Origin of the sequence: Gilvimarinus japonicus (assembly GCF_042847215.1) — a bacterium.
Lineage (GTDB): Bacteria > Pseudomonadota > Gammaproteobacteria > Pseudomonadales > Cellvibrionaceae > Gilvimarinus > Gilvimarinus japonicus.
The window spans coordinates 1,450,757-1,469,297 of the sequence record NZ_AP031500.1; the positions used below are offsets into that span (position 1 = coordinate 1,450,757).

The window sequence follows — 18,541 nt, forward strand, 5'->3', positions numbered from 1 at the left end:
ATCCTTCATAATAAAGCCAAATCAACATCCTGAGCCGATTGTTACTATCACTCAAGTGATGGATCGCAACCCTAAAATAAAACCTAACTACCTTGGAGTGGCCAATTCGATGGTGAGAATTAGTAAGACAGTCTTTATTTGCTGGGCATTATTCTGTTCGCTCCATAGTCTTGCGGCCACAACTTCGCAACCTGAAGACTCGATTGAAGATATCGTCAACGAGATTAAACTTCTCGAAAAGGAAAGGGACCCCAAATGTTATGCCACTGCATCAAGGTTAGAGGACTTTATGTTTGGAACACCTCTTTCGAAAGAGGCGCGTTTTAGCAAAAACCTGATGCAAAAACAGTTTGCAAGGTCAATTTGGGCAGAGGCCAGTGAAAAATCAAAACAAAATGGTCAGTCATCGGTAAATCTTGAAACGTTAAGCCAGGTGTTGGCTGGCTCAATAAGCTACCGACGAGGAAAGAATGATCACTGGGAGGTTGTTTATCCGGGCGGTCAGCAAGTCAATATCAATAAGGTTGATAAACGTCAGTATTCCACAATTGCCTATGCTTTGCGAGCCATATTAGCGGTACAGCAGGAGTCGCTGTTTGATATGGAGTCAAACCTGCTGCCCATTAGTCAAGAGGCTATTAACAAGTTAAAGGAAGCGTTAGATCTGCATAGTTTGGCGGTATTAAAAGTCGCTGATGAAAGAGCCAGAAGAAGTGATAGTCATGAAGTTTCAGTTGATAACTTGGTTGCAGTGTGGTCCGAGTTGTTGGGGCCAAAAAGAATACAGGCACAAAATAAAGAAGGCAAAGCTCCTGCCAAGGGCGACCGGCAGATCGCAGATCTTTCTTTAGTGAAAAAAATCATAAAGCAAAAGGTTGATTCGTACAAAGTTTACAATGATATATCCGAGCAGCTCTTTGTTAGAAATTTACAGGTTTATTTTGCGAGGGTCAGTTGGCCAAAAGGTTCTGATGAGGCCAAGCGCTTTCAGAGTCTCTACGTTGAAACATTGATTCATTTTGCGCGCGATTTTTATCTGGAATCTGAAAAGAATGCACTCTCAAGGGGGCACCTGACGATTCAGGAGAGAGATGTTCAATCTTTAGTGGATGTTTTTATTCCCCATCGTATTGATGAGTACGAAGATGCGCTATTTTTTCCAAAGCTCGACAGTGAGGATCAGGTGGCTATCGAGTCTTATGATATGGACTCATTTCGTGATAGTGGGTTGCATTGGCGCTATCTAGAATATGCCTTGAACTCTCCCGATTTTAGCGCAAAGCTTCAGCCAGACCCTTTCGCGCTGGAGCTTATTGTAGAGAATATTGCTCAGTTCGGTGTCTTGTCGCTGCGAGTGGCAGGAGACGTTGCAAAATCACAAGGGCAGGAGAGGATATCGTCCAAGGTGTTCGTATCTGGTCTCAAGTCTATTCAGGATAGAGTTAATCGTCACGCGAGCATTAAAATTTCCGAGGGTAAGCCGCATACAATTGTTTCGTCTGGCGTTGATTTCACTTCTAAATCGAATGAGAAGTTCTTCACGGATATTTCCTCTTCGGTTGGAATTGATTTTATGCATCGTACGTCAGATTGGCTTAGTCGTCAGTTAAGAAGTTATCTCGATAAAGGGAAGGGAGTGGGTGTTATTACGATTCCCCCGGCGTTTGGGGGTGGTGGGGTTGCAGCAGAAGACATTAATAATGATGGGTATGTCGACATTCTGATTCTTGGTGGGTTAGGCAATAAGCTCTATCTGAATCACAATGGAGAGAAGTTTGTGGATATCACTGAGTCTTCTGGTTTAGGGTGGAGGCGAGAGTCTGATAACACCCCAGGGGAGCCTCGACAACCCATTGTTGCTGACCTGAATAATGATGGTCTTCAGGATGTTGTTGTAACTTACGTGGAAGACTCTCATCGAGTTTATAAGAATTTGGGCGGAGGCAAGTTTGAGGATGTTACCGAAGTGGCCAATCTAGGGGGTGTCAACTTGGTTGGTGGGCCCGCAACGGTTGCTGACTTTGACAACGACGGACTGCTGGACATTTACATAACTTATTTCGGTCATTATACAAAAGGCGTGCTGCCGACGCTGAAAAGAAGAAACGACAATGGGCTGCCTAACCAGCTCTTCAAAAATATGGGCGAATTTAAGTTTAAAAATATTACCGAGGGAAGCGGAGCTGCCAATACCGGATGGGGGCAGGCGGTAGCGCATACAGACCTTGATGGTGATGGGTTGCAGGATTTAATTGTCGGTAATGACTTTGGCGTAAACGCCTACCTTAAGAATATGGGTGGCAACCGATTTAAAGACATTTCGCAAAAACTGGGAACTGACAAACCGTCTTATACAATGAATATTGGCATCGCAGACCTTAATGAAGATTTGCAGCCCGATATATACATTTCGAACATCGTTACCATGAATAAAGATGAAAAGTATGTTTTGCCCAACGAAGACACCACTATGAAGTTTAATGCTGAAAAGCTGGCGAATATGAGGGTGGTTGAGGCCAATGACCTTTTCCTGTCAAAGCCGGGCAGTATGGTCTCTTACGAGCTGAGTGACGCAGTGGGAAGAGGCTATTCGTCTACCGGGTGGTCGTGGGACGCAGACTTCTTTGACTTCGACAATGATGGCGACAACGACTTATATGTTACCAACGGTATGAATGAGTTTAATCTGTACAGCAGCGAGAACCCATACTATACCGACCCTCATTCCAACGAGGTCAAGAATGTCTATATGCCCGTGGCGACAAAAGAGTCCAATGTCTTTTTTGTTAATCAAAATGGTAAGCTTAATAATCGATCTAAAGAGTCTGGTGTGGACCTTGTCGGTAACTCAAGAAGTGCCGCCTATTTGGATTTTGATAATGATGGCGACCTAGATCTAATTCTGAATAACTATCACGAAAAAGCATATTTTTATCGGAATGAGCTAGACGCTTCAAGAGCTAACTCTAATTGGGTGAAAATTAAGCTCATTGGGAACCCGGGTGAAGGGGTCTCCCGTGACGCTATTGGTGCGCGAATAGTGCTGTATACCTCTGCAGGGCAAAAGATCTGGAGAGAGGTTCACAGTACGATTGGTTATATGTCTGTTCACCCTAAAGAGCAGCACATAGGGCTGGGTGGCCAGAGTATCGATAAGTTAGAAATTATCTGGCCGAATGGCGAGAAGCAAGTTGTCGATACTTTGGCTTTGAATCGTTCTCATACAATAAAGCAGAAGTAGTTTAAAGTGTCTGCATCAAAAGCCGCCAGGCTTGTTGGTCTATTGGTGTTGGTGATCTTCATTAGCCTTTACTCGAGCGCTGAAGCGGAGTTTATCCCCCCGCCATTGCTCTCCGAATCTGAAAAGGCCCAATTTGGCGAGTGGCTGGAAGTAGCAAAGGATAAAAGTGAAGATAAGGTTTTTTCCAAAGAAAAAGGGAAGTATTTAAATGCTTTAGTTAATAGCTCTTCTCCTTACTTGCGCCAACATGCCAAAAATCCAGTAAATTGGAAGCCTTGGCGCAATCAGTACTTGGCGAGCGCTGAGGCAGAAAATAAACTAATTTTCCTGTCGATCGGCTATTCAACGTGTCATTGGTGTCACGTGATGGCAAAGGAGAGTTTTTCTGATGTCGATGTGGCTATAGCTGTCAATGATTCTTATGTTGCCATAAAGGTTGATAGAGAAGAGTTGCCGCAGATAGATAGCCATTACGCTTCGTTGTTAGAGGCTGTCACAGGCTCTGCCGGCTGGCCCATCACTGCCATAATAAATAGTGAGGGGTTGCCAATCTATATTGGCTCCTACGTTTCGAAAGAAAATCTGGTTACTTTGTTGCAACGAGTCGGCTTTGCTTGGGAAAATAATCCAGAATTTTTGCTCACAACGGCGAGAAATATATCGAGATTGACAGCTGTTTCTGAAGGTGAAGATAACAATAACGTGCATGTTGACACTGCTGAACTGTTAACGAGCTCCAAGAAGAAAGTCGTAGACGCTCTGGATACTGAGTTTGGGGGGCTGAACGGAGCCGTCAAGTTTCCTCAGGAGTCGTTGTTACTGTATTTGCTCGATGAGTTGAGAAGAACTCTGGACCCCGATCTGGCTAAGCTGGTATCGCTACAGTTAACTAAGATGATGAATGGAGGGATTCGAGATCATGTGGACGGTGGGTTTCATCGATATTCTACCGATAGCCAGTGGAGTGTTCCTCATTATGAAAAGATGTTGTATAACCAAGCGTTAATGGCGCAGGTCTACCTAGAGGCGTGGCAAGGGTTTCGTGAAGATAGCTACCGGTTTGTTGCAAAAGAAACGCTAGATTTTGCTATTGAGTGTCTTTACCAAGAGGGGCGGGGCTTCTACTCCGCTTTAGACGCGGATTTTAACGGCGAGGAAGGAGGGTTTTATTTGTGGTCAGGAGCTGATGTGGCAGACGCCTTGAAAATTGAAGGAATATCGTCTTACTCAGTTGAGGCTGGCGAGAAGAGGTCAAGCAGAACGTTGGGAATCTTGAGTGACATTGCCTTAAAAAACGCTGAGATGTTAGATGTTTTGAAAACGCTGCAAGAGCAGCGCCATAGTCGAGGGAGTTTGCACCGAGACGATAAGGTTATTGCGAGCTGGAATGGGCTAATGATTTACTCTCTAGCGATGGCTTCCAGGGCGCTTGATAATAAAGAGTATATAAGTATAGCTGAAAAAGTTGGCGAATTGATGTGGGCATCTAGGTTTGATGATCGAACGGGAAAACTGTTTAGAACATCGGATCGCCGTCAAGAGCTTTTTAGTCTCGAGGATTATGCTTATCTGAGCCGAGGTTTTGTTGGGCTTTATGACGTTACACGAAATCCAACGTGGTTAGAGCGAGCAAAAACTATTTATCAGTCAGCCAATGCTAATGCCGCTCTGCCTCAGTCCGCGATACCATCCCAGCTGGGGTCAAATGCTTCTTTTAGTTTGATGGATGGTGAGCTGATTTCCCCTAAAGTAGTTTTTCAGGAGGTAGAGCTCGCCCTTAAGCGTCGAACATTTGACCCTAAATTATTCAAAATAGACCCTGAAGGGCTGGATCAGGCTAAGGCTCGCGTTGCAGAATCAGCCATCAATCGTTTTTCTTCTCTGCGCTACCTGAATAATGAGCTGAATGGAAGCTCTGAAAGTATTCGGTACTTCGCCAATGGGGTAGGTCGCTTAAGCATTGTGTGCACAAAAACATTGGCAGAGGTGTGCGTCTCAATTGAGTTGCAGTTTAGCCTCAAGGAAGGGTGGCATATAAACTCGAATGAGCCATTGCAAGACTACTTGGTGCCGACAATTGTAAAGTCCACGTCGGAATTGCTTGTTGAGTATCCAAGGCGCAATGTACTGAGGTTGGGGTTCCAAGATGAACCGTTAAGCCTGTTTGATGGTGAATTTAAGATATTGATTTCAAAAAAACCAGATGAGGTGATCCGCAGAACTAAGATTAGCGTGCCGCTTCAGGCTTGCAATGATGAGTTGTGTTTACTCCCGCAAGAGAGCTTTATTATCTTTTAATATGCAGTGCTTTAGGGTTGAGCAAGGCTGTAAATCAAATGATATATGTGTTTGCGTCCCTTATTGCCGCGGGGAAACCGCTATTTGCACTTGCACTTGTAATTGCGCTGGGCACTTAAGGGCTGAGGTGCGTCTCTGTATTTAGAGGGTTAAGAAATGTATGGGTTTAGGGAGTTGTGACTCTTTTCACGGAATCACGAGAGTGGTAAGCTACAAACAGATTGGGCGAACTTTATTTTTGCCAGCCAAAAGGGATTCCAATAGCAGCTAAAAGACCTATTGCTATTCAGAGCCAGCTAAGTAGCGGGGCTCAACAGGCAATATTCGTCGTACGGCTTATTTAACTTCTAATAACGACTTAGCTATAAATCAGGGCAGATAATATGAATTTGAAGCAAGCCGCTGCTAGTCGGCCCGGCCTATACAGCCGGGCTACGACCATGCTCGCCACCACCCTTTTTGCTCTAGTATTCGCAAGCGAGGCAGCGGCACAGGCCAACTTCTCGAAAGCTTTCGCCCCCGACACCATCGGCGAAGGTGGCACCAGCGCACTGACTTTCACCATTACCGCATCGGATACGGCGACGGATCTGGAGTTCACCGACGTCTTGCCGCCTGGGTTGTTGCTTGCTACGCCGCCCAGCCCGGTGCTAGGGGCGGGCTGTGATCCATCAACAGCTGTAAGTGCGCCGAGTGGGGGAGATACCGTGTCCTTCAACTCGCCTCGCCTGGGTGCTAACACTACTTGTACATTGCGGGTGGATGTTACCGGGGCTGCTGCCGGGAACTACGACAACATCAGTGGCGACCTTATCTCTAGCGCTGGCAACAGCGGCCCTGCGATCGATACATTGACCATTGATGCAAGTCGGCCGAGCTTCAGCAAGCTGTTCTCCTCCAGTAGCGTCGTCCCTGGGCAGGTCATTCGGCTGAGCTTTTTCTTTGACTACAGCGGGGCCGGCAATGTTTTCAATCTCTCTTTTACCGACAACTTGCCTGCAGGCTTACAAGTAGCGACAGCGCCCGATGCCACGAACACTTGTTCGGGCGCCTTCACCCCCTCGTCGGGTGCGACCTCGGTGTCTTTTTTCAGCGGTTTCCTGACCCCGTCTACGAGTTGTGAGTTGGGCGTCGACGTGGAGGTCACCGGCACTGGGACCTTCAACAACCGCACCACGAACGCCACCTCCAGCTTGGGCAGCTTGGGCTTCGCTGTCGACCAGATCACCTCTGCTTTGGATCCCCTCGGTCTGACCAAGAGCTTTGATGACCCGGTGGCCCCTGGGGGAACAACTGGGCTAGAATTTACCCTCACCAACAGTACCCGGAGCACGGTGACAGGCATCAGTTTTACCGATGATCTGGACGCCACTCTGTCCGGGCTCCGGGCCACCGGTCCGTTTCCTCTTAATCCGTGCGGCAGTGGCTCCAGCATCTCAGGCAGCGACATTCTCACCTTCTCCGGTGGCACATTGGCCAGCGGCGCCTCTTGCAGCTTCTCCGTCGAGGTCACCGTGCCTAACGGAGCTGCTGTTGGAACCTATCCCAATACAACCAGCTCGGTGGTCTCCAGCGCCGGCACCTTCTCTCCGGCCACGGACGATCTGGACGTAGGCGCTGCCCCTGTGCTGATCAAAGAATTTTGTGAGTCCGGCGCTGCGCCGACTGACCCGTGTGTCGAGGTCAATCAGGTGTCGGGTGGGGACCTCATTACAGCCCGCTTCACGGTCTCCAACCCCGACCCGGCCAATGCGGTCTCCGATCTGAGCTTTACGGATGACTTCTCTGCCTTTTTGGGGGGCACCAGCGTCGCTCCCGACGCCCAGAACAATATTTGCGGTGGCGCATCGGGTTTTTTTGACACTGACGGAGCCTCCGCGAACGAAACTTTTAGTCTTACAGGTGGCTCTCTGGCGGCGGGCACTTCTTGTACGTTTCAGGTGGATGTTCAACTCCCAGCCAATATCCCGCCGGGGATCTATGTCAATCAGACAACTCCAATTCTGGGCAATTACAGCAGTGGCCAAGTGGCCGGCAACCGTGGCGTGGCTGAAGTCAACCGCGCTGCAGCACCGCGGCTAAGCAAGCGCTTTGGCGACCCGGTAGGCGCTGGCGACACTGTCGAGCTGCAGTTTACGTTGGACGCCAGTGAGAGCTTAGTGGATTTTACCAACATTGCTTTCAGTGATGACCTAGAGGCTGCCTTGACTGGCCTAACGGTAATCAGTTCTGCTGCCTCACCTTGTGGCGGTGCACTTTCTACGGGTGGTGGCAGCAATCTTTCGCTCAGCGGTGCCAGCGTTGCGGCGGGAGAAAGCTGCTCCTTCATGGTTCTTCTTCAGGTGCCGGCTGGGGCTGCACCGGCGAGTTACCCTAGCACTAGTAGTGCAGTCACCGCGACCGCCGGCGGCGAGGCTGTGGTGGGCAATTCCGCAAGCGACAACCTTGATGTAGCTTTCATCGATTTCCAGAAGAGCTTTCTAGATGATCCGGCGGTATCAGGGGGCACCGTTACTTTGGGCTTTCAGGTCGACAACCTGGGGGCCGAGACGCTGACCGGGCTGACTTTCACCGATAACTTGAATGCGGTACTAGCCGGGCTAATGCCCACCGATGCGCCGCAGAGCGACATTTGCGGCGCCGGATCTTCGCTCACGTTCTCCGCTGGTGTGCTGACTCTGAACGACGGCAACCTAGCGGTTGGTAACAGCTGCAGCTTTACCACGGTCCTGCAGTTGCCTGCAGGAACAGCCGCCGGAGAGTACTCCAGCGTGACTTCCAGTCTATCTGGTTCCGTTGACGGCAGCCCCTTCGTTTTTTCTGGGGCCGCCGACAGCCTGCTGATTAGCGACCCGTTGTTGTTGTCCAAAGAGTTTATCGACGACCCGGCCATTCCCGGCGGTGCCGTGACACTGGCATTTACGCTCACTAACGCTAGTCTTAGCGAAACAATCAGCAGTATTGCCTTTACTGACGACCTTGGTGCGGTGTTCGCTGGTTTGGTTTCCGAAAGCGGTACCCAAAGCGGTGTCTGTGGTGGCAGCTCCCAGTTCTCTGGCACTGGCGTTCTGTCTTTGACTGGTGCCGAGCTGAGCCCGGGCGCGACATGTACCTTCTCGGCGACACTGCGCATTCCGGCTAGCGCCTCAGGTAGCTCACTTAATACCACGTCGACGGCAACCGGTATCATGGCTGGCGAGGCCGTCGAAGGTATTGCTGCAAGCGACATGCTGCGCATCAATAGCGTGACTTTTGCCAAGAGCTTCTCTGGGCCTGTCGGAGCCACCGGCACTGTTACGCTGAGTTTCACTTTGGAGAACCTCGATGCCAGTAACGGTGTCACCGGGCTGTCGTTTACCGACGACCTCGACGCGGTGATTCCCGGCTTGGTGGCGACCGACACACCGCAGGTTGATGTTTGTGGGGACGGTTCGCAGCTTAGCGGTACCAGCCTGTTAGCTTTTACCGGTGGTGAACTTGGTCCCGGCGAATCCTGCACATTCGATGTGGAGCTCCAAGTACCAGCCTCGGCCACACCGGGCAGCTTCACTAACACCACGTCGAACTTGTCGAGCAACGGCCTTCCTGCGTCCGCTCCAGCCTCGGCCTCGCTGCAGATCGAGCCGCCTCCGGCGTTTGGCAAGGTGTTTATGCCCAATGCCATTACCCTCGGTGGTACTACCAGGCTGTCGTTCACTATTGATAACAGTGCCAGCGCGGCGGCGGTGAATTCACTTATGTTTACCGACAACCTGCCGGCTGGTCTTGCCGTGGCCGGTACGCCGAACGCCTCCAGCACATGCACAGGGGGCACTGTAATGGCCGTCGCCGGAACGGGCACAGTGGAACTCAGCGGTGCCAGCGTAGCCGCTGGTGGTCAGTGCACCATTCAGGTCGACATTGTCAGCAGCGCCGAAGGCACGTTCGTTAACACTTCCGGTGCGCTGACTTCAAGCTCTGGAGACAGTGGTACTGCGACCGATACTCTTGATGTGGTTACCGGTGATTTCGTTGTGATCAAATCGTTCCGCACCCAGCCTGTGTTGCCGGGCGGGTTGGTCGAAATGGAGCTTTCGTTTGTCAATGGCTCGGGTTTTGGGCTCACAGGCATCGCGCTGACCGATGACCTGGGGGCAACCCTCTCCGGTTTGGCGGCAGAAGGGCTGCCGATTGCTAATGTCTGTGGTGCAGGCTCGCAGGTCTCTGGCGCTAGCACTGTATCGTTCACTGGGGGCAGTCTGCCCGCGGGCGGTTCATGCACTGTGGTGGTTCCGTTACGTGTTCCGGCCGGCGCGCCGACTGGCACGTTTACTAACACCTCCAGCGTTGCCACCGGTACTCGCGGGGGCGTCTTAGTTCAAGCGCCGGCCGATAGTGCTGATCTGGTCGTCGCACCGCTGGCATTCACTCAAGCGTTCGCTCCGGCCTCAGTTGCAGCTGGCAACACGACCACGGTGACATTCGAGATTACTAATCCAGATCCAGCCAACCCCGTAACCGGGCTTGCATTTACTGACGACTTGGAAGCATTTATTCCGGGCATGACTGCCGCCAATACACCTATCAACGCTGCCTGTGGTGCCGGCTCGTTAGTCGACGGCACTTCGACCATCGCGCTTACCGACGGCGCGCTTGCTGCCGGTGGCACGTGTTCGTTTCAGGTGGAACTGGATGTGCCAGCCGACACTATCGCGGGTGACTATACCAGCGTCACCAGTGACCTGACCTCCAACTTGGGTAACAGCGGTAACGCGACGGCCGTGCTGACGGTGGTGGTGGTCGGTCCAGCGGCATCTCTCCCGATGCTGAGTACCATGTGGCTGTTTTTGCTAACCCTGTTGTTGGCCGGTATTGGCTGGCGGTCTCTGAGTACCGCTGGCCGGACCTAGGTGCCCGATGGACAAAAAAAGAACCATAAGAACAAAGATATAACGACCAATTCGTGGGAGCGGTATTCGACCGCGACAAAACAATAGAGGCGGTACTCCACCGCCAATGTAAGTCAAGAGGATCAGACAGTGAGCACATCCAAGACAATTCAAGTGACTATATTCGCTGCAGCCATCGCCGTGATTTGCTCGGGGGCCACCGCTCAGGATGCGGCCCTCTACGAGCGCCACACGCTGTCCGATGCCTTGGTGTTTGAATCGAAAGACATTGTGGGGCTGGAAACTGAAGTAGACATGATAATCACGGGCCCGGAAGGTTTTCACCTGCGCAAGAGCTTTGAAGCTGGTGAGCGGATCGAGTTTATCCCAACCGTCATGGCTCAAGATGGGCTGCCCGATGGCACCTATCGCTATGAGCTGCGGGTCATGGGCAGTCACGGTTTGTCGTCTGACCGCAACAGTACCCAACCGGTAAGGACCGAACCGCTTCAGGGCGGATTTGGCGCGTTCTCGGTTCGCGGCGGCCAGATCGTTTCGTCGAATCTCGCAGAAGTGTCTCACAGTGGTTCAAATTTACTAGCCACGAACGGAGCCAGCGAGCAAACCGTTGAATACGGAGCTACTCAAGAGCAGACGTTTGTCCAAGATGTCGAGATCCAGGGCAGCTTGTGCGTCGGTACGGACTGCGCTAGCAGCGAAAACTTCGGTTTCGACACCATTCGGATAAAGGAAAACAACACCCGGATCAAGTTCGACGACACCAGTACCTCGGGAAGTTTCCCGAACCACGACTGGCAACTAACAGCGAACGATAGCGCCAATGGTGGCCTGAATAGGTTTTCGATCGAAGACATAACGGCGGCGAGCATTCCGTTCACAGTCGAGGGGTCAGCCCCCAGCAACTCGTTGTACATCGACGATAGTGGCAGAGTCGGCTTCGGCACCAGCGCCCCCGTCGTAGAAGCCCATATGGCGGACGGCGATTCGCCTACCTTGCGACTTGAGCAGGATGGCAGCTCTGGCTTTACCGCGCAGACCTGGGATGTCGCTGGTAACGAAGCCAATTTTTTCATCCGGGATGTGACCAACGGCAGCAAGCTGCCGTTCCGGATCAAGCCGGGAGCGCCGTCCGATTCGATTTTTATTGCGGCCAATGGCGACGTGGGGGTTGGGACCAACGCACCAGCGGGTGCGATGCACATTAAACGGAGTGGAAATGTGATCCCGTTAATTGAAAGTACGGACAACAATGCTGTCCAGTTGCGCTTTAAGTCGGACTCCACCAATCGTCGTTTTCTTGCCGTCAACAGCGACAACCAGGCGGAGAGCCAAATTGTATTCGGTGATGGGCTTATCCAATTCCTAGGGCAAACGGCTAACGATAATCTGATGGAGGTCGATGCAACAAGCCTGCGCGTCAACGGCGCAATCGTGTCTAATGGCATGACGCTCAATGTGCCTGATTACGTATTCGAGGACGATTACGTCCTGATGAGCATTCAGGAGCTCAAAACTTTTATAGATAAAAACAGTCACCTGCCAAACGTACCCTCTGCACGTGACGTCAATGAAAATGGGCTCAACCATACTGAATTCCAGCTCCGTCTACTGGAAAAGATCGAGGAGCTGACGCTGTATACGATCCAGCAGCAGGAGTTGATTGAGCGGCAGGGCGAAGCAATTGAGCGGCTCGAAAAACGTCTGGGCGAGCTGAATTGAAGTAGTACTTAGTTCGATGCATTGACGGATATTTGCTGGCTCGCCGCTTCCTGAGGTGAGCTGGCAGCTACCGCACGTTTCGACGCAGAAGCTCTGTCAGCGGATCTGCTTCTTCCTGTCCGTAAGCTCCCTTGTCAAGTAAGCAACCTATAATATAATTTGAATGCTCGGTTTCCAAAGCTCTGTGGTGAACGCTGGCGCAGCTCTTTCACCCGCTGCTTCCCCTCCCCTCGGGCGCAGTGCGGCAAAGCTTGCAGGCGTAGTAGCTACTTCGCTAGACGCGCATTACCCGTGGCACAGAACAGAGTTGTCGAATAATGCGCCTACTCCCTGTCGATATGCCAGTATCTCGCGTCAATCTTTTCTCCTGCTACTAGCTACTCTAGCGCCGCAGTTGGGCCGTTCATAGTCACTGGGTCCAGAGTCTGTCGACACCTGCTTTCTGAGGCTGAGTATCGAGGCTTTGATGCCAAAGCCGTGCGCGTAAATCAGAGGCCCTCAGGGCTGGCACCAAAGACAGCGAAGCTATTCAAGATCACAACGGGTAACGATCATGTGAAGCCTGTGACACTGAACCTTCTGGGGTAGGGTTTCAGCGCGGAGCACCCTGGCCAGATATGAGTAGACGATATCGCCTACCTTTATACAGGCAGGGTGGCTATACTTAGTCGTGATTATAGGCATGTGCTCTCGGTCTATAAGTGAGCGCATGAATGTGGAAGCCAAAATGCATTAAACCTATGCCGCCAAACGTCTGTAAGTTACGGTTTGATGCAAAGCATGATCCGAAAAGATAATTGTTGGGGTAATGCTTGTGTCGAGAGTTTTTCCAATCGGTGAAAGTGGAGTCCATATTGGCGAGCCTTTACCAAGTAGAAAAAACATGCATAAGTGGGTTTTCGAGTATGTCGAAGTTGACTACAATCGAGCTTCGAGCCACAGAGCTTTAAGATTTTCCACCCCCGAGTTGTTCGAACAAAAAAATTGCACATCGAGTGTCTAGTTTTCTGGTGGAGATTACTCCATGAAAAATGTTAACCCATCAATAGAAGAATTGAAATGAGAGAATTTATTATTATAACAGGCATGCATCGAAGTGGAACTAGTTGCTTGGCAGGGAGTTTAGAGGCAAGAGGGTTGTACCTTGGTGATGTTGTCAATTATGCTCCTTTCAATAAAAAAGGTAATAAAGAAAATAAACAGATATATCAATTCCATGAAAAAGTTTTTAACTCTAAAGGAGCTTCTTGGGATTCTCCTTGTTATGTTGAATGCTTCTCGAATAAAGAAAAAGATGAGCTGATGGCAATACTAAGCAAGTATGGTGATGAGCCTGTGGTAGGGATAAAAGACCCGAGAATACTGTTTTTTATAGGAGCGTGGGAAGAGTTTTTGGGTGATCAAGTTACATTTAAATATATTGCTTCTTTTCGTTACCCATACAAAGTAGCTAAATCATTAGAGCATAGAAATAAGTTTGAGTTGGAAGACAGTGTAAAGTTATGGGAAGAATATAATACTGCTTTGCTTAAGCTAATTGAAAGGCGTCCAGTGTTGCTGGTTAATTTTGACTTGCCTTCAGACTCGTATGTTATAAAAATTGATAATGTTTCGCTTAAACTTGGGTTGAACGATAAGCCTAACGAAGAGTTTTTTACGAAAGAGTTGGTTAATCAAACTGAAGGGTCGAATTTTGAGTCGTTGTCTGATCCCGTGATTTATGAAAAGTTGTTAAGCTTGCATGATGAGTGAAAGTAAATGTTTAATTTCTGTTTGATGTCGAAGAGAAGTTTTTGAGGTTGAGGAGATGCCAAGGTGAATGATGAGGTTTGGTTAGGTTATTTTTTATGATGTCGGTAGTAGGGATGTTGTATTTTATATTATCAGTCCTCGCTTTTCAGGGCTGACTATCCAGTTGAGATTTTTTGGTGTTTGTGTTTTGTTGAGTCCTGTGGTTGATGATTCTAATATATAAATAATATAAGGACGGTTCTATGGTTGATATTGTTCAAGCTGTTAACAGCTGTGATATCGCTGCGTTTAAAGGGGTGGGATCGCAAACCACAAAGTCTGATAAGCGTTCTCTTTTGCTTGTTCAACAGTTTGTTCGAAGAAAATCAAGTTCATATATTTACCTTGAAATTGGCTCTCATTTGGGAGGAACAATTCTCCCCCATTTTAGAGACCCGCTCTGTGCGTTAATTTATTCAATTGACAAAAGGCCGTTATCGCAACCTGATGAGCGCTTCAGGGTTTATGAATATGAAGGGAATTCAACGCAACGAATGCTGGATAATATTGCTAAGGCGGAAGGCGGAAAGTCACTAGATAGAATAGTAACCTATGACGCTTGCACAAGCTCGTTGGACAAAGCTGATATAGTGAGCGAGCCGGACTTATGCTTTATTGATGGAGAGCATACTAACCGAGCAGCATATAGAGACTTTAAGTTTTGCTTGTCTACATGCGGCAATGACGCGTTGATTGTATTTCATGATGCCAATCTAATATTTGATGCTATCAAAAAATCGAATGTTTTTCTAAAAAAGAAAAATATCCTATTCTCTGGTCAGCTGCTTCCTGATTCAATCTATGTTATTGCGTTGAATAATTCCGCAAATGTGTTTTCGAGCTTTATACAAGGTCAAATAATGAACGAGTCCGACAAGTTCTCCGAGTTTAAAAGAGAGCTGGGTTCCGTGCGCTCATCGCAGCCGTTAATGATGAAGTGTAAAAACTTTTTAAAGACTTATTTTAAGTAGTTGTCTGGCTAGGTCTGTAGTGTTTTGTGCTTATTTGTTGTGAGGGCTAAGGTTTTTTGAGGTATAAAGGGTGGTATGGCTTCTAACATAAAAGAGAATTACTCAAGCAATAGGTATTTTCCCAGTAAGTCTCGACAGGTCACGAGATTTTTAAAAGAGAGTCTCGACTCAGTGCTGACGCTCAGTGAAAGTCAGAAAGAAGATTTTTTTAGTTTTCTGTCTAAGGAGTTTGATCAGCTGGAGAATACGGAGATTATATCTGAAGATGATTTTGTAAAAATAGAGCAGAATAGTTCTTTGGTTTATTTTTCCAAGCCGATGCCGGATATAATATATATCCATATTTTGTGCGGTTATGAAGAATGGTTGAAAAGAAAGTATAGCCTCCCGGGTTTTGTGGAGGTTGAAGAGGGTGATGTTGTTATAGATTGTGGAGGTTACGTTGGCGGGTTTAGTATAAGTGCACAGAAGATAGCTCGTCAAGTGCACATATTTGAACCTAATGTGAATAACTTTAACGCTTGTTTGAAGAATTTTAAAGAAAAAAGAAATGTGATTGTTAGTGATCTCGGCTTGTATAATTCCGATGGGGTTGTGAAGTTTCATGTATCGTCGAACAATGTTGAGCATTCAATTTTAACGCCTGATAGTGGTGCCGTATTGTCAACAGAGGAAATATCAGTAATTACCCTTAATTCTTATGCCAATAAAAACAATATTGATGCTATCGACTTTTTAAAGTTAGAGGCTGAAGGTGTGGAGTTGGAGATACTGGACGGTTTAGGAAATATCAGACCAAAAAAAATAGCTGTTGATATAAGTCCAGAGAGAGAGGGGTGCTCTCCTAAGCTGCATTTTATCTCAAGGTTAAGTAGTTTGGGTTATCAGGTTAAAGTGAGGGGTAATGTTCTTTTTGCTAAGTTGTTTTCAGAAAAGTTAGCTGTTCAGGAAAAGCCTTTTCCAAATGTCATTTGGTCAATGTGGTATCAGGGCGAAGGGCACGCACCTAAGTTGGTAAAAAAGTGTTTCGAAGGGTGGCGAAATCTAAATCCAGACTATAATTTCTATGTCTTAGATAAAGCAGATGTCGAGTGTTTGCTTGAGGGTTTTGGTGTCGATGTTGGTGGGATGACGCTGCAAGCTCTATCTGATGTAGTGAGAGTTGCTTTGCTTAAAAGGTTTGGTGGTGTTTGGGTTGATTCAACGACTTATCCAGTTTCTTCGTTAGAGTCATGGCTTGAGAAAGATGAGCATCATGATTTTTTTTGTTTTCGGAAAGAAAAATTACTAGATCGAAAAATTGCTTCGTGGTTTATAGCGTCGGCTCCAGGATCGTATATTATCAATAGCTGGTATGATGAAGTTAAGAGGTTTTGGAGTTGTAGGCGAGATCTTGAGCTTCACGATAATGGAGATTTTATTATTCCGAAAAATCCAGAACAATCAGTCGCCAAGTCGAAATCTAAAATGTACCCCTACTTTTGGTTTCATTACTTATTTGGATATCTATTGCAAGTGGATGAAGAGTTTCGGAAGGAATGGGCTAAAACCATTTTTAAGTATGATTCTGCGGCAGTTTCAGTGCAAAAAGGTATGGTTAGAGAGGCTGTTAAGGTGGAGTCTTCTCCTCTTTATAAGTTGAATTGGCGTGTAGAGTATGACTCATTCAAGGTGTATTTTGATAAAGTTGCCAATCAGATTGAGTGGCGAGGCTAGAGATTTTGACAGAAAGTAAGAAAACAAAAGAAGAGCAGCTGAATGACTTGGGTAGACTGTATCACTCTTACGAGTTGTTTGGTGTAAAAAATACCGCGAATACATTTTTTTCGACCAATCAAAAGTGTAAAGAGCCAACAATAGTTTCATATATGCTCTACGCTCTGAGTAAGTTAAAAGTAAATGTTAGTAGCGAAGCTGAATTTATGGAGTTATTTTGTGCGGATGGTTATTACGCTATGCTTTCTGTTCACTTAGGTTACTCAAGGAGCTATGGGTTGGATAATGGCAAGGCAAAACATTTTGGAAATGCTGAAAAAATAAAAAAAGTTTTAGAGGTGGAGAACTGTTTTTTTGTTAGGCAGGACGTGAATGATTTAACAGTCCAAAGGCAGTACGATGTCGTCGCTAATATAGGAGGGTTGTATCATCTAGGTAACCCAGAAGAAGTGCTTGATAAATCATATGCTCTCGCTAAAAACTTTTTAATTGTCCAAAATGTTGTTTCAATGGAATCCAATGCAGAAGACTATTTTGTTAGCCCTGCTCCCAATTGGGATTGGGGCTCAAGGTATTCACGAGAATCGTTTGATAAATTGATTTGTAGTAAAAATTGGAATGTGATTGATAGCCATTTTAATGAGCTGGAGTCTAATGAGGCATTAAGTGATAGAGGTAGCGTGTATTATTTGATTGCAAAAGAAGATTGATGAAGTGTGATTTTCCCTATGTGTTGGAATGGTGTTGGCTGTAGTTTTAGAGGGCAATGGCTCTAACACATAGGGGGCTCATGCTCGTTATAGACAGGTGCGTTATCGTCTAGCTCGAGCGAGCAACAAACTTCAAGGCATTGCTAGGCATTGTTCCAAAGTACAGGGGCTCCGGCGTACTGGAGCGTTCGTGCGGTTTGCCACAAATTCGTTCATATTCGGCACGAAATTCATCTCTGGGGTGCTGCTTCATAGGTACGTTAGTTGCCACGCCACCGTGAAATTGATGAAAGACTCCTTCGCCGAGGACCAACAGCGGCTCAATACCCGGAGTCGTCATAAGTCGATTGCGAAAATCTTGATTCACCAGCCCTCCGCCTCTTGATGTGAATGCCTCATTGAACCCGCCGAGACTGGTAAACATCGCCTTCCTTACGCAGATCCAGCTAAATTCACCGGGCACTCCTCCTAAAAACCCTCTGCTAGACGCTTGGGCGAGAACCGATATATCAAAAAGCTTTCGGCCGTCCTCTCTCCAGTTTACGGATTCCAACAGCTCGTCTTCAACCGACTGGTTATATCCCGAAAGCATTGAGACGTTCTGCACTTCTGGACCCAGGTGCCATGACAGAGAAAAAACGGCCGGCTCTGACAGCCACTTTGCAGATGCTAGCGTTTTTGAAACAAGACCGGAGGATGCCATCCGTGCGCCGTCTACAATAATTGCGACAAATTCCCCTTCCGCGAGGCGAACACCATGATTAACTGCAGTTGCAGGCGAAACCGACTGTGTGTCAAAGTATTCATAGCGGAAGTGCTCGCCAAATTGCTTAACGAACTGTTCTCCTAGCGGCTTTTTGGATCCATTGTCAATCGCTATTACTTCATACGAGAGGTTCTCGGCGTGTTCTTGAAATTCCTTGCTCAATGAGAATAGCGTACGACAGGCCTCACGCTGCATCTCATGGAAGATAACGATGATTGAAAGATCGAACTTCTGGGAATGCACTTTATCGTTTGACATGAGAGTCCTCGTCCATATTGCTTGCAGATCTGCCCATTTAGGCTGGCTGAGCGAAAATCACCCCGACCCAGATCACCTATTTCTTTTGCGGGCAATTATATCTTAAAATATTTGCACTGTCGTGTTGTCTAAACTATCCACTTGCACTATTCAAATTTACTTCTGATGCGTCACTGTATTGC

Annotated in this window: 9 protein-coding genes; 8 read left to right on the plus strand and 1 reads right to left on the minus strand. The window is 47.8% G+C overall.

The features are described from left to right. The first annotated feature begins 58 nt into the window (after nucleotides 1–58). The 8 genes from ACGHAD_RS06030 to ACGHAD_RS06065 all read left to right on the plus strand — a co-directional run bounded on the left by ACGHAD_RS06030 (nucleotide 59) and on the right by ACGHAD_RS06065 (nucleotide 17,335). On the plus strand, nucleotides 59–3,241 hold the full coding sequence (locus ACGHAD_RS06030) for a CRTAC1 family protein (RefSeq protein WP_390403816.1): 3,183 nt from the start codon (nucleotides 59–61) through the stop codon (nucleotides 3,239–3,241). Nucleotides 3,242–3,247: 6 nt separating this feature from the next. Further along, nucleotides 3,248–5,539: a thioredoxin domain-containing protein gene (locus ACGHAD_RS06035; protein ID WP_382416411.1), complete on the plus strand. Its 2,292-nt coding sequence runs from the start codon at nucleotides 3,248–3,250 to the stop codon at nucleotides 5,537–5,539. A 383-nt stretch (nucleotides 5,540–5,922) separates the two neighbouring features. Beyond that, nucleotides 5,923–10,428 carry a beta strand repeat-containing protein gene (locus ACGHAD_RS06040; protein ID WP_382416409.1) on the plus strand — a complete coding sequence of 1,502 codons (4,506 nt, stop codon included), beginning with the start codon at nucleotides 5,923–5,925 and terminating at the stop codon, nucleotides 10,426–10,428. A gap of 129 nt (nucleotides 10,429–10,557) precedes the next feature. Then, entirely contained in the window at nucleotides 10,558–12,147 is a 1,590-nt protein-coding gene (locus ACGHAD_RS06045; RefSeq protein ID WP_382416407.1) for a hypothetical protein, read from the plus strand. Nucleotides 12,148–13,206: 1,059 nt separating this feature from the next. After that, the gene (locus ACGHAD_RS06050; protein ID WP_382416405.1) at nucleotides 13,207–13,899 is read left to right on the plus strand and encodes a hypothetical protein; all 693 of its coding nucleotides are present in this window, start codon (nucleotides 13,207–13,209) and stop codon (nucleotides 13,897–13,899) included. A gap of 242 nt (nucleotides 13,900–14,141) precedes the next feature. Continuing rightward, entirely contained in the window at nucleotides 14,142–14,909 is a 768-nt protein-coding gene (locus tag ACGHAD_RS06055) for a class I SAM-dependent methyltransferase (RefSeq protein ID WP_382416403.1), read from the plus strand. Between the two features lie 171 nt (nucleotides 14,910–15,080). Beyond that, on the plus strand, nucleotides 15,081–16,625 hold the full coding sequence (locus tag ACGHAD_RS06060; RefSeq protein ID WP_382416401.1) for an FkbM family methyltransferase: 1,545 nt from the start codon (nucleotides 15,081–15,083) through the stop codon (nucleotides 16,623–16,625). A gap of 5 nt (nucleotides 16,626–16,630) precedes the next feature. Further along, the gene (locus ACGHAD_RS06065) at nucleotides 16,631–17,335 is read left to right on the plus strand and encodes a hypothetical protein (RefSeq protein WP_382416399.1); all 705 of its coding nucleotides are present in this window, start codon (nucleotides 16,631–16,633) and stop codon (nucleotides 17,333–17,335) included. Nucleotides 17,336–17,444: 109 nt separating this feature from the next. Here the strand turns inward: ACGHAD_RS06065 and ACGHAD_RS06070 are convergent, their stop codons facing one another. After that, nucleotides 17,445–18,359 (minus strand): glycosyltransferase family 2 protein, encoded by a 915-nt coding sequence (locus ACGHAD_RS06070; RefSeq protein WP_382416397.1) that lies wholly within the window; start codon nucleotides 18,357–18,359, stop codon nucleotides 17,445–17,447. Nucleotides 18,360–18,541: the final 182 nt, after the last annotated feature.

Bases quoted from the DNA above. Each gene is read 5' to 3' on its own strand.
- ACGHAD_RS06030 (WP_390403816.1), top strand. From the start codon at position 59: ATGGATCGCAACCCTAAAATAAAACCTAACTACCTTGGAGTGGCCAAT.
- ACGHAD_RS06070 (WP_382416397.1), bottom strand. From the start codon at position 18,359: ATGTCAAACGATAAAGTGCATTCCCAGAAGTTCGATCTTTCAATCATC.
- ACGHAD_RS06050 (WP_382416405.1), top strand. From the start codon at position 13,207: ATGAGAGAATTTATTATTATAACAGGCATGCATCGAAGTGGAACTAGT.
- ACGHAD_RS06040 (WP_382416409.1), top strand. From the start codon at position 5,923: ATGAATTTGAAGCAAGCCGCTGCTAGTCGGCCCGGCCTATACAGCCGG.
- ACGHAD_RS06055 (WP_382416403.1), top strand. From the start codon at position 14,142: ATGGTTGATATTGTTCAAGCTGTTAACAGCTGTGATATCGCTGCGTTT.